General features: G+C 76.6%; 9 protein-coding genes. 3 read left to right on the forward strand and 6 right to left on the reverse strand.

Going from position 1 to position 12,048, the window contains the following annotated elements:
- Positions 1–186 precede the first annotated feature (186 nt).
- Genes ACVMYR_RS21435 through ACVMYR_RS21445 form a run of 3 tightly spaced genes read right to left on the reverse strand, consistent with a single transcriptional unit; the run spans position 187 to position 2,597 of the window.
- Entirely contained in the window at positions 187–651 is a 465-nt protein-coding gene (locus ACVMYR_RS21435; RefSeq protein WP_052504067.1) for a hypothetical protein, read from the reverse strand.
- Positions 626–1,258 carry an RNA polymerase sigma factor gene (locus tag ACVMYR_RS21440; RefSeq protein ID WP_077940395.1) on the reverse strand — a complete coding sequence of 211 codons (633 nt, stop codon included), beginning with the start codon at positions 1,256–1,258 and terminating at the stop codon, positions 626–628. Before ACVMYR_RS21440 ends, ACVMYR_RS21435 begins: the two co-directional genes overlap by 26 nt.
- A gap of 28 nt (positions 1,259–1,286) precedes the next feature.
- Complete coding sequence (locus ACVMYR_RS21445; protein ID WP_228987045.1) at positions 1,287–2,597, reverse strand: S8 family peptidase; 1,311 nt, start codon at positions 2,595–2,597, stop codon at positions 1,287–1,289.
- A gap of 187 nt (positions 2,598–2,784) precedes the next feature.
- On the opposite strand from ACVMYR_RS21445, the gene ACVMYR_RS21450 reads away from it, so the two are divergent.
- Entirely contained in the window at positions 2,785–5,394 is a 2,610-nt protein-coding gene (locus ACVMYR_RS21450) for a CHAT domain-containing protein (RefSeq protein WP_457122548.1), read from the forward strand.
- Positions 5,395–5,520: 126 nt separating this feature from the next.
- Complete coding sequence (locus tag ACVMYR_RS21455) at positions 5,521–6,318, forward strand: S1 family peptidase (protein ID WP_077940392.1); 798 nt, start codon at positions 5,521–5,523, stop codon at positions 6,316–6,318.
- Between the two features lie 61 nt (positions 6,319–6,379).
- On the opposite strand, the gene ACVMYR_RS21460 is transcribed toward ACVMYR_RS21455, so the two are convergent.
- On the reverse strand, positions 6,380–7,666 hold the full coding sequence (locus ACVMYR_RS21460) for a YncE family protein (RefSeq protein ID WP_077940391.1): 1,287 nt from the start codon (positions 7,664–7,666) through the stop codon (positions 6,380–6,382).
- 181 nt (positions 7,667–7,847) lie between these two features.
- On the opposite strand from ACVMYR_RS21460, the gene ACVMYR_RS21465 reads away from it, so the two are divergent.
- On the forward strand, positions 7,848–9,092 hold the full coding sequence (locus ACVMYR_RS21465; RefSeq protein WP_457122549.1) for a PucR family transcriptional regulator: 1,245 nt from the start codon (positions 7,848–7,850) through the stop codon (positions 9,090–9,092).
- 236 nt (positions 9,093–9,328) lie between these two features.
- Here ACVMYR_RS21465 and ACVMYR_RS21470 read toward each other — a convergent pair whose 3' ends face one another.
- Entirely contained in the window at positions 9,329–9,895 is a 567-nt protein-coding gene (locus ACVMYR_RS21470) for a GNAT family N-acetyltransferase (RefSeq protein ID WP_457122550.1), read from the reverse strand.
- A complete protein-coding gene (locus ACVMYR_RS21475) occupies positions 9,892–12,018 on the reverse strand; it encodes a penicillin acylase family protein (protein WP_457122551.1) in 2,127 nt (708 codons plus the stop codon). Before ACVMYR_RS21475 ends, ACVMYR_RS21470 begins: the two co-directional genes overlap by 4 nt.
- Between the last annotated feature and the right edge of the window lie 30 nt (positions 12,019–12,048).

Consider the following 12,048-nt stretch of genomic DNA (forward strand, 5'->3'; position numbering starts at 1 on the left):
CCCTCGGGCGTCGGCCGGCCGGAGCCCACCAGCCGGTGGCTCCTTCTCTCGACGCATAGGGAGCTGAGTCGAATACGACATCAAGCGGCCGCCGTGATTCCGGCCGGGTTGATGTCGTGACCGACTCAGCTCCCTATCGCTGACCCGCGGCCTCGGTGGGCCCTGCTCCCCGCTGCGCCACGGGCGTCAGCCCAGGCTGACCCAGTCGGTGGCGACGGCGTACCCGTCGGCGCGGGCGGACAGCCGGACGGGGCCCGTCGGGGGAGCACCCAGCGAGAAGAAGCCCACCTCGTCGACCGGCGACTCGTCGTAGGGGCCGGTGGCCGTGCGGGCGGTGACCCGGCCGCCCCGGGGCGGGGAGAGCTGGCCGACGATGCCGGCCTCGGTCACCTCGATCTCCAGCACCACCTGCCCGCTGCGGAACGACAACGTGCGCGCGGAGCCGCCCGAGCGGGTCAGCCCGGCCGGTTCGGCGTCGCACGCCGAGTCGAACATCAGCTCGGCGACCGCCAGCTCGGCGTCGACCGTCCGCCAGGCGAACGCCGCCCGCGCCGCGGTCAGGAACTCCTCCGGGACCGGCCCGGTGTCCCACAGCGCGGCGCCCAGCTCCACGGTCAGGGCGTCGTCATCGGCCGGCGGCCACGGCGCCATCGCGTTCACCCCCGCTCGTCTCCAGGCCACGGCGCACCCCGACGAACGGGGCGAGCGCCGGGCAGGCGCGCAGCTTGCGCAGGCAGCGCGCCTGGGTCGGGCCGATGCTACCCACCGGCATGCCCAGCCGTTCGCCGATCTCCCGGTAGCTGACCGGCGGGTCGGCCGTCAGCAGCGCCAGCAGGTGCTGGCAGCGGGGCGGGAGCTGCGCGAAGCCCTCCCGCAGCGCCTGCCGCCGTTCGGCCCGCAGCAGTTCCTCGTCGGGCGTCACCGCGTCCACCAGCGACCCGTGCCGGGCGTCGAGCGCGTCGTCGTACGGGTCGACGGGCCGCATGCGGCGGTCGAGGCGGGACAGCCGGTAGCACTCGCGCCGGGTCGTGGTCGCCAGCCAGGCCGCCAGCGCCTCCGGGTCGCGCAGCTGGTCGAGCCGCTCCACCAGGCGCAGCCACACGGTCTGGTTGACGTCGGCGGCGTCGGCGCGGCTCATCCCGTGGGCCCGGATCACCGCCACCACCAGCGGCGTGTAGCGGCGCACCAGTTCCGCCCAGGCCGCCTCGTCCCCACCGGAGGCCGCCGCCACCAGGCGCGTCGCCGTCGCGTCGGTCACCGCGCCTCCCTGTGGCCCGTCGCGCGGCTCATGCGACGAGCACCCCGTAGTCGGGATGCCAGCGGGGGTTGGCCAGCAGCGCGAGGCGCGCCGCGTCGGCGCTCAGGCCACCGGCGGTCATCATCGCGGCGAGCCTACCGGACACGTGGCCCGTGGCGAAGGAGCTGCCGGCCCACGTCGCGAAGCCGTGGAACACCTGGGTCGGCCGCCCCGGCAGCGGCAGCTGGCCCTCGACGTACGTGCTGTCGCGCTCGCCGAGGGCGCAGGCGTCGACCCACGGGCCGAAGCCGCTGTAGGACGCCGGCACGAGGACCCCGCCGTCGCGGGACACCGCGGCCACGGCGAGCACCCGTTCCAGGGCGGCCGGCCAGGCGGGACGGCTGCTGCCGGCGTTGCCGGCGGCGGCCACCACGGCGGTCTGCGCCGGCAGCGCGGCCACGGCGTTGACCAGCGGCAGCGGGGGCACGTCGTCCTGGGTGAAGCCGCCGAGGGACAGGTTGACCACGGTCACCTGCGACCCGAGGCGGGACATGGCGGCCACCAGCATCGCCTCGTCGCCGACGCCGGTGGGGTTCAACGCCTGCTCGGGGTCCACCCGTACCCCCGGCGCGGCCTGCCGGACGACCCCGGCGACGAAGGTGCCGTGCCCGCCCTGCGGGGCCAGCGTGGTGCCGGAGACGTACAGCGCGTCCAGGTCGTCGGCCTCCGGCAGGTAGCTGCCGCCGAGCCACTGGGGATGCCAGGCGCCGGCCTGCTGCCAGATCCCGGTGTCGCAGACCCCGACGGTGACGCCGGCGCCCTCGCCGAGGCGGGCCGGGTCCGGCGGCGGCAGTGCCGCCGCGGCCCGGGGCGGGCTGCCGGGGTTGCCCATGATGTTGCCCAGGCCCAGCAGCACGTGGTGCGGCTGCACCCGGGGGACCTGCTGGCCGGGCCACTGCCTCGGGTCGCGCAGCGCCGTCACCACCGCCGGCACGTCGGTCTCCTTGGCGAACAGCAGCCGGGTGACGCCGGCGAAGCCGGCCCCCACGCTCACCTGGTGCCCGCGCGAGCGCAGCCAGGACAGGACCCGTTGGGCGTCGGCGTTGGCGGCGAGCAGCTGCCGGGGACGGTAGAGGAACTCCCGGCCCGGCGCGGTGTAGCGCCGCACGTCGGGGTCGGCGGCCAGCGCGGCGGAGAACGCCTTCTGGTACGCGTCGTCGTCGGTGCCCTCGGCCGCGGCGGCGGCCGGTCGCAGCACGTCGCCGAGCGGTGCCGCCGCGGCGCACGCGGCCAGGGTGAGCAGCCCGCGCCGGGACAGTCGACCGGCGGGCGGTGGCGTGCGGGGGCGGTCAGGAAGCACCGGTCCTCCAGGCGGTCGCGACGTGCGCGGTCGGCGGTGTCCCGGTGCGACAGCACGTCGGGGCGCTGTCGATTCTTCCAAAGCATAGTTGAAAGTCAATTGGAGGAATGGGCGGTCCAATGCCGGCAATTTCCACTGTCGGACCCCGGATTGACGGTGGCCGGGTCCATCGGGAACGCTGTCTGTCATGGCCGACAGCGCCGGTTCCGCCGGCGCGGCCCAGTCCGCGCTCGACGCCGTGCAGCGCTATCCCCGCGAGGCGATCGCGATCGCGCAGCGGGTGCTCGCCGCCGGTCGCGCCGTCGCCGGTGACGAGCGGTCCACCGCCGAACGGGCGATCGGCCTGGCCCTGCGGGAGCTCAACGACCTGCCCGGGGCGCTGCGGCACCTGCGCCGGGCGGAACGGGCCGCCACGACGCCCCGGGCGCGGGCCCTGGCCCGGATGAGCCTCGGCTACGTGCTGGCCAACGCCGGCCGCACCGCCGCGGCGCTGCGGGCGGTGACCGCCGCCCTGCCGCAGCTCACCGGCGCCGACGCCGGGCGGGCCCGGATGCAGCGGGGCGTGGTGCTGCACTACCGGGGCCGCTACGACGAGGCGGTGCGCGACTACTCCCTCGCCGTCGACATCGCCCAGCGCGAGGGCGACCGGCTGCTGGAGGCCCGGGCCCGCAACAACCGGGGCCTGCTCAACGCCCACCGGGGCGCGCGGGGCCGCGACGACGACCTCGCCCGGTCGGCGGCCATCTTCGAGGGGCTGGGGCTGGACCTCGCCGCCGCCGACGCCCGCTGGAACCTGGGCATCGCGGCCGGCCAGCGCGGCGACACGGTGGGGGCGCTGCGCTGCTTCGCCGAGGTCGAACGGGAATACCGGCGGCTCGCCGTGCCCCGGCCGGCGCTGCTGCTGGACCGCTTCGAGCTGCTGCTGTCGGTGCCCCTGCTCGACGAGGCGGTCGAGGTCGCCGCCGTGGCCGTGCGGGAGCTGAACCGCCGGGGCATGGCCTCCGACCTCGCCGAGGCGCTGCTGGCCCGGGCCAGGGCGGCGCTGCTCGCCGGCGACCTGGACACCGCCACCGGCACGGCAGCCCAGGCGCGGGCCCGGTTCCGCCGCCAGGGCCGCCGCATCTGGGCCGCCTTCGCCCGGCACGTGGAGCTGCGTGCCGAGTTCCGCCGGGGCACCCGCTCGGCGGCCCTGTTGACGGCGTTGGTGCGTACCGCCGGTCAGCTCGACGCGACCGGGTGGCCCGGCCCCGCGTTGACCACGCGGATCGACGCCGGCCGGCTGGCCGCCGCGCTGGGCCGCACCGACCGTGCGGCGGCCCTGCTCGACGCGGCGGCCCGCGCCCGCCGGTGGGGCACCGCGCCCGGCCGCGCCCAGGGGTGGTACGCCCTGGCGCTGTCGCACCGGCTCGCCGGGGACGACCGGGCGGCGGCGCGGGCGCTGCGCCGTGGGCTGGCCGTGCTGGACAGCCACCGGGCCTCGCTCGGCGCCACCGAGCTGCGGGCGCACAGCGGGGCGTACGGGCAGGAGTTGGCCGCCGAGGGCCTCGACATCGCGGTCCGCTCGGGCGCCCCGGCGCGGGTGCTGGCCTGGGCGGAGCGGTGGCGGGCCAGCGCGGTGCGCACCCGGGCGGCGCTGCCGCCGGCCGACCCGGACCTGTTCGCCGCGCTCACCGAGCTGCGGCTGGTCAGCAGCCTGCTGGAGGACACCCTGCTCGCCGGCCGGCCGGCGCACGCGCTGCGGGGCCGGCAGGCCCGGCTGGAGCAGCACATCCGCGACCTGTCCCGGCGGGTGCCCGGCGGCGGGGCCGTGGCGTCGCCGCCCGGCGTGGCGACGCTGGCCGGGCGGCTCGGCCCGCGCGTGCTGGTCGAGCTGGTGGCGCACGGGGAGCGGCTGCGGGCGGTGCTGGTCCGCGACGGGCGGGCGACCCTGCACGACCTCGGCCCGCTCGCCGAGGCGGCGAACCGGGCCCGGCTGCTCCGGTTCGGCCTGCGTCGGCTGGTCACCACCGGCGACTCGGCAGGCGTGCGGGCCGGCGTGGCGCACGCGGCGGCGGCGCTGGACCGGCAGCTGTTCGACCCGTTGCGCCGGCACCTGGGCGACCGCCCCTTGGTCGTCGTCCCGATCGGGGCCCTGCACGCCGTGCCGTGGTCGGGCCTGCCCAGCTGCGCCGGCCGGCCGGTCACCGTCGCCCCCTCGGCCACGGCCTGGCTGGTCGCGGACCGCAGGGACGCGCCGGACGGGCCGCCGGTGCTGGCGGCGGGTCCGCGCCTGCCGGCCGCCCAGACCGAGGTACGCCAGCTCTCCGGCGTGCTGCCGGGCGCGCGGGTGTTCACCGGGGCGGACGCCACCGCCGGTGCGCTGACCGCCGCGCTGGACGGTGCGGCGCTGGCCCACATCGCCGCGCACGGCACGTTCCGGGCCGACAACCCGCTCTTCTCCCGCCTGGAGCTGGCCGACGGGCCGCTGCTGGCGTACGAGCTGGAGCGGCTGCCCCGGCCGCCCGGCTGCGTCGTGCTGTCCGCGTGCGACTCGGGGCTGTCCGGGGTGCGCCCCGGCGACGAGGTCATGGGCTTCACGGCGGTGCTGCTGGCCCGGGGCGCCCGCTGCCTGGTGGCCACCGTGCTGCCGGTGCCGGCCGAGCCCACCACCGCGCTGATGCTCGACCTGCACCGCAGGATGCGCCAGGGTGCGCGGCCGGCGCGCGCCCTGGCCGACGCCCAGGCCGCGTTCGTGGCGACGGGCGACGGCGCCAGCCTGGCCACGGCGGCGGCCTTCGTCTGCTTCGGTGCCGGCTGAGCGCCGCGATAGCGCCGTCGTATGACCAGGTGAGGATGACTGGTAATCGACGTTCCTAAATATGATTCGCGTCATCCGAAGGCGGCGCGTCACCCCCGGGGCGCCGCAGATGATGCGGAGGAACACATGGTTCGCTGGCGCACCCTCACCGGCCTGTTGGCCACCGCGCTCGCCGCGGTGACCGCGGGCAGCCTCACCCTCGCCGCACCCGCCGCCGCCGCGGGCGACGCCACGGTCACCCCGAACGTCGTCGGCGGCACGCCCGCCGCCCAGGGCGAGTTCCCCTTCATGGTGCGGCTCTCCATGGGCTGCGGCGGCTCGCTCTACAGCCCCACCCTGGTCCTCACCGCCGCGCACTGCGTCGGCCGCACCGGCGCCAACACCAGCATCACCGCCACGCTCGGCGTGGTCGACCTGCAGTCGGCCAGCCGGATCACCGTCCGGTCCAACTACGTCTACCGCGCGCCCGGCTACAACGGCAACGGCAAGGACTGGGCGCTGATCCGCCTGGCCACCCCGGTCACCGGCCTGGCCACCCTGCCCATCGCCACCACCGGCGCGTACGACAGCGGCACCTTCACCGTCGCCGGCTGGGGCGCGGCGCGCGAGGGCGGCGCGCAGCAGCGCTACCTGCTCAAGGCCACCGTGCCGTTCGTCAGCGACTCCGTCTGCAGCACCAACTACGGCGGCGACATCATCCCGGCCGAGGAGATCTGCGCCGGCTACGCCTCCGGCGGCACCGACACCTGCCAGGGCGACTCGGGCGGCCCGATGTTCCGCCGCGACGCCGCCAACGCCTGGATCCAGGTCGGCATCGTCAGCTGGGGCAACGGCTGCGCCCGCCCCAACTACCCGGGCGTCTACACGCAGGTGAGCTACTTCGCCTCCGCGATCGCCTCGGCCGCCACCAGCCTCGGCGGCTGACCACGGGCAGACGGGCGCGGCCCGGCCGGATCACCGGCCGGGCCGCACCCGCGCGGGGGGACTACCGGGCAGCCGGCGGGGTCCAGCCGGCGGGGAGGTGCCCGATCCGCACCCGCTGGGGGTGGTCGCCGACGGGGACGCTGACCACCTTCTGGCCCGTGGCGAAGCTGATCGCGGTGACCTGGTCGGCGCCCGACTCCGAGATGACGCAGTCGCGGCCGTCGCCGCTCACCGTCGCCCAGTACGGCTTGCTGGCCGTGACCAGCGGACCCGGGGCGAGGGTGGACCGGTCGACGATCGTGGTGTAGTCGTCCATCGTCCCGGCGACGCAGAGCTTCGCCCCGTCCGGGCTGATCGACATGCCGTGGTGCCGCGAGTCGTTGACCCACTTCGTGCGGTCCTCGGTGGTGTTCGGGTTCTTCGGCAGCGTGGCGACCCGGGTGACCCGGTCGCCGGCCACGTCGTACTCGACGAAGCCGTTGAAGAACGACACCTGGAAGTAGAGCTTGCTCTCGTCGGGGGTGAAGACCGCCGGCCGGACGGCGTCGGAGAGGTCGCTGCGGCCGTACGCGTCGAGCCGGGGCCGCATGTCGATCTCCTTGACCTTCGCGAAGGTGGTCGCGTCGGCAATGGTGATCTTCCGGTCGCCCTTGGTCCAGTCCTGCGACGGGGCGTCGAGCGAGCTGTTGACGTCCCCGATGGACATGTTCCAGATGTGCCGGCCGCCGTCGGTGAAGATGTTCTCGTGCGGGGTGTCGCCGGTGCCGAACGAGCCGACCTGCTTGCCCGTGTTGATGTCGAGCACGTGCACGGTGTCCGAGGTGGACGCCGAGACCGCGACACGGGTGCCGTCTGGGGAGACGGCCATGTGGTCGGAGCGGAACCCGGAGACGGGGAACCGCCAGCGCACCGCGCCGGTGCGCAGGTCGATCGAGACGACGTCGGCGAAGCTGGGCCGGGACGCCACCAGCGCCGTCCCGTCCGGCGTGGTGTACATGTCGTCGACGAGTTGGTCGTGCCCCTCGCCGGGGCCCTGCTGGATGCCCAGGTAGAAGGCGAGCTTGATCGGGTTGAGGTAGATCTCCCAGAGCCGCTGCTGCTTGTCGGGCACGACGTTGACCCGGCCGAGGCGGGCGTAGTCGCCCCGGGAGCGGATGACGTCGACGGTGCCCTCCCAGTTGTTGCCGACGAACATCACCTCCTCCAGGGCGGCGGCGCCCACCGGCGCGGCGGGGGCGGCGACGGCCGGGGCCGGCGCGGCGGTGGCCACGACGGCGAGGGCGGCGGCGAGGGCGCCGTACCTGCGGGCGCGGCGGACGGGCGGGGACGACGGTGCTGCTGCGGGCATGGGCTGCTCCTGCCGGTGGGGGCGACCGATGGTGGCGTTCCGCGGTGCGCTGGTGCGGTGTTACTTTGCGGTAACAGAAGGAAACCAACCGAAGCCGGACTCCCGGTAGGGCACGGGGGCCAAAACCCGGCCGGGTCGTTGTGGACGGCCCACAGTGGCCGGGGCGGAGGGAAGCGGGCCGATGAGGATGCCGGAGCGGGCCGGGGCCCTCGGCGCGCTGCTGCGCGAGCTGGCGACCGACCGGCGGGTCGTGGACGAGATGGTCGAGGCGGCCCGGGAACACTCGCCCGAGGTGGCCCGGCTGCCGACGGCCGAGAACCGCCGGCACGTGGCGGCCCTGCTGACCGCCGGGCTGGCGTCGTTCGAACGGCTGGCGGAGCCGAGCGAGCGGGACTTCGCCGAGGCCCGACGCCTCGGCGCCGACCGGGCCGCGCAGGGCGTCTCCGTCGCCGGCCTGCTGCGCGGGGTGCAGGCTGGCCGGCAGCGCGTGGTCGAGATCGCGCTCGACCGCGGCCGGGCCGCCGGGATACCCGACACCGCGCTGCTGGACGCCCTGCTGGAGCTCGGCCGGTATGCCAGCGCGCTGGAGCGCGCCCTGGTCGACGGCCATCACACGGCGGAGCTGGAACTGGCCCGCACCCGCCGCGACGCCCGCAACCGGCTGCTGCGTCGGCTGCTGCTCGACGAGGCGGGCGATGGGCACCCCGGGGACGATCTCGGGCTGCGCCCCGACGACCTGGCCGCCTTCGGGCTGCGCCCCGACGGCCGCTACCACTGCGTGGTCACCGAGCTGACCGACCCGGCCCGGATCGCGGCGGTGGAGCGGCAGCTCTGCGGCGGCGGCGCGCTGTTCGGCACCGTCGACGACCGGCTCGCCGGCCTGTGCGTACGGCTGCCGCCCGCCGACCTCGCCGACGCGGCCGGGCTCGTGGTGGCCGCCCCGGCACGGCCCCTGGCGCAGGCCCCGGCCCTGCACCGGCTCTGCGTGGCCGCCCTGCGCGCCGCGTCCCGGGCCGGGCTGCGTGGCCTGCACCGGGTGGTCGACCTCGCCGGGGAGACCGCGCTGGCCGCCCAGCCGGCCCTGGCCGACCTGGTCAGCGGGGAGCTGCTGGCAGCCCTCGACCCGGCCGACGAGTTCCACCGGCAGCTCGCCTCGACCGCACTGACCTACCTCGACCACGGCCAGCGGCTGGACCGCACGGCCGAGGCCCTGCACCTGCACCCGAACACCGTGCGCTACCGGCTGCGCCGGGTGCAGGAGCTGACCGCGATGCCGCCGACCCTCGCCGAGCCGGGCGGCCGGTGGCCGGTGCCGCAGACGGTGCGCTGGTGGTGGGCGCTGCGCACCTGGCTCGACGGCGACCCGCTGCGCGATCCGGCCGCCGGCCGTCCCGGGCTCGCCCAGCCGCACCGCCCGGCGAGGTGACTCCACCCCACGCATAGGGAGCTGAGTCGAATACGACATCGCCCGCCGCTCCCCGCCCCGGCTGGCCCGCCCCGGCTTGGCCCGCGCCGGCACCGGGCCGGCCCGGACGGGGAGCGGCGGGTGATGTCGTGGATGACTCAGCTCCCTATGCGCCGGTTCTGCTGCATCGTTCGCCGCCCGCCGCCCGCCGCCCGCCGCCCGCCGCCCGCCGCCCGGCCGATCCGGCCCGCGGGTCGTCAGCCGGGCAGCGGGGCGGGGAAGAGCGCCTCGAAGCGGTCCCGGGTCAGGAACGCCAGCCGGGCCCGCTTGTCCGGCATGTCGATCTCGTCGTCGAACGTGAAGCCGGAGCGCTCCAGCCGGCGCAGCGCCAGCTCGTTGCGCACGTCCGGCTCGACCACGACCCGCTGCCGGGCCGGGTCGCGGAACAGGAACCGCACCAGCGCCGGGCCTACCGTGCCGGTGAAGTCGCGCCCCGCGCGCCGACCGGGGGCCAGCAGCAGGTGCATGCCGACGTCGCCGGGCCGCACCGGGTAGCGCTCGCCGACCGGGTCGGCCTCGGGCTGGTAGGTCTGGAACAGACCGACCGGCGCGCCGTCGAGCAGGATCAGGTACGCGTGATGCGTCGCCAGCCCGTCGACGAAGGCGTAGACCTCGCGGACCTCGTCGACGGTGTAGCCGCCCATGCCCCAGTAGACGGCCCGGGGCTGGGTGACCCAGCCGTGCAGCAGCTCGGCATGGGCCTGCGGGTCGACCGTGGCGAGGGCCAGCTCGCCGAGGCCGGGCAGGGTCTCCAGGGGTGTCACGCGTTCCTCTTCTCGGGGTCGGGGCGCGGTTCGTCGGGTTCGGGGGTGAGCAGCCGCCAGTCGGTCACGACCGGGATCAGCTCGCCGCTGGCCCACCGCGGCAACTGGTCGGCGAAGTGCGGGTCGCCGGGGCGGCCGGACGCGCCGAACGGCACCACCCACCGGCTCTCCGCCCGGTCGGTCAGGTCCCACACGTACCGGGCGACCGGGCCGCGCCAGCAGGCGTCGGACAGGCCGGGGACGCTGCTGGTGGCGAGCACGCAGTCGCTGTCGCCGCCCAGCGTGACGCGGGCGCGCATCGCGTCCACCGCCGCGTCGACCTCGGGGCTGACCGGCAGGTGCACGGGGTGCAGGGTGTGCCGTTGCCCCCAGGTGCCGGGCGGGTCGCCGTGGGCCACCTCCTCCAGCGCGGCGGCGGCCACGGGGTCGACGTCGACGCCGAGGCGGGGCAGCCCGGCCACGACGGCGTCGAGGGCGTACCCGATCCGGCCGAGGGGGTTCGTCCACGGCCCGAACAGCTCGTCGTACGCGCCGGGGGAGCGCAGCGGGCGCAGCGCCGGGTGCTCGTGCAGCCCCCGGGCCAGGGCCGCCCGCCAGGCGGCGTACGCGGCGGCGTCGACGCTGTCGGCGGCCATCCGCCCGTCCCAGGCGGCAAGCCGGTCCCGCAGGTCGCGGGCCGGACCGGTGAGCGCGTCGGGGTCGAGCCGGCCGAGGACGCCGCGCAGCACGCCCGCGTCGAGCCGGGTGTCCATGTGCACGGCCGCCGGTTCGGCGCCCTCGGCGAGCAGGGCGCGGATGCGGCGGGCCCGGTGCGGCGGGGCGAAGTCGCGGCCCAGCGCCGCCACGTCGGGCCGGCGGTCGTTGGCGCAGGCCGTGGGCCCGGTGACCGCCGTGCGGGGCAGCGGCGCGTACTCGCTGCTCCAGCGGTAGCGCGGCTCCCAGGCGGGCACCGGTTCCTGGCGGCACCGGTCGTCGCGCACCGGCACCAGGCCGGCGACGAGCTGGGTGACCGCGCCCGACCGGTCGGCGACGAGCACGCTGTTGACCGGCTCTACCCAGGCCTGCAGCGCGGTGGCGACGTCGTCGACGGTCCGCGACCGCAGCAGCGGCAGCAGCGCGTCGAAGCCGAGCCGCTGCGCGACACGGCTGGGCGTGCGCAGGCTGAGCGCCTCGCCGGTGTGCCGGTCGTGGTCGATTACCGGCCCCCGGGCCGTCTCGATCACTTCGACGGTTTCTGGCTCGCCGTCGCGTACCCCGATGGTCTCGACCCGGCGGCGGGCCGGCGCCCAGCCGTCGGCCTCGCGGACCCAGACCAGGTCGCCCTCGCGGCGCAGCCGCTCGCGGTAGAGGTCCTGGTAGTCGGCCATCGCGTTGGTCACGGCCCAGGCCACGTCGCCGGCATGGCCGAAGTGGGGCAGGCCCGGCACGCCGGGGAACGCGAAGCCGAGCACGTCGAACTCGGGGCAGGCGAGGCGCACCTGGTGGTAAACACCGGGCAGTTCGAGGATGCGGTGCGGGTCGCCGGCGACGACCGGGCCACGGCCGGTGGCCGGGTCGGCGGGCGTCACCCAGGCGTTGCTGCCCGAGCCGCCGGGGGGCTCGGCGTCGAACAGGGCGGTGGCCGCAGGCCCGAGCGTGGCGGCGACGTGGGCGCGCCACAGCTTGGTGGGGAAGGTCGAGAACAACACGTGCTGCACCAGGAAGACCCCCAGCGGCGACCAGGGCCGCCACCGGCCGGGGGCGCAGCCGGCCGCCGCGAACTCCGGCGCCGCGGCGGCCCCCTCGGCCAGCCCGTCGTTGACCCCCTGGGCGTACGCGGCGACCCAGCGCCGGGTGGCCGGGTCGAGCCGCGCGTAGCAGCTGCGGGCGGTGTCGTCGAGGCGGGCGCGGCGGGCGAAGCGGTCCCAGCCGACCTCGGCCGGGCCGAGGTGCTCGGCGAGCCGCCCCTCGGAGCGCCACCGCTCCACCTCGACCTGCCAGGCCCGGTCCAGCGCGGCGGCCCGCCCCTGCAGGCGGGCGAGGTCGTCCACGGTCTCGGCCCACAGGTGCGGCACGCCCCAGGCGTCGCGGTGGATGCCGGCGGCCCGCGTCGGCGGTGCGGCCGACTCCCGTAACAGCGTCATTTAGGTTACCCTCCCCTAACTTAGGCTGAC

This window comes from Micromonospora sp. PTRAS2, from assembly GCF_054052245.1.

Coding starts and splice junctions, on each gene's coding strand:
- ACVMYR_RS21435 (WP_052504067.1), bottom strand. CDS start 651: ATGGCGCCGTGGCCGCCGGCCGATGACGACGCCCTGACCGTGGAGCTG.
- ACVMYR_RS21450 (WP_457122548.1), top strand. CDS start 2,785: ATGGCCGACAGCGCCGGTTCCGCCGGCGCGGCCCAGTCCGCGCTCGAC.
- ACVMYR_RS21455 (WP_077940392.1), top strand. CDS start 5,521: ATGGTTCGCTGGCGCACCCTCACCGGCCTGTTGGCCACCGCGCTCGCC.
- ACVMYR_RS21460 (WP_077940391.1), bottom strand. CDS start 7,666: ATGCCCGCAGCAGCACCGTCGTCCCCGCCCGTCCGCCGCGCCCGCAGG.
- ACVMYR_RS21465 (WP_457122549.1), top strand. CDS start 7,848: ATGAGGATGCCGGAGCGGGCCGGGGCCCTCGGCGCGCTGCTGCGCGAG.
- ACVMYR_RS21475 (WP_457122551.1), bottom strand. CDS start 12,018: ATGACGCTGTTACGGGAGTCGGCCGCACCGCCGACGCGGGCCGCCGGC.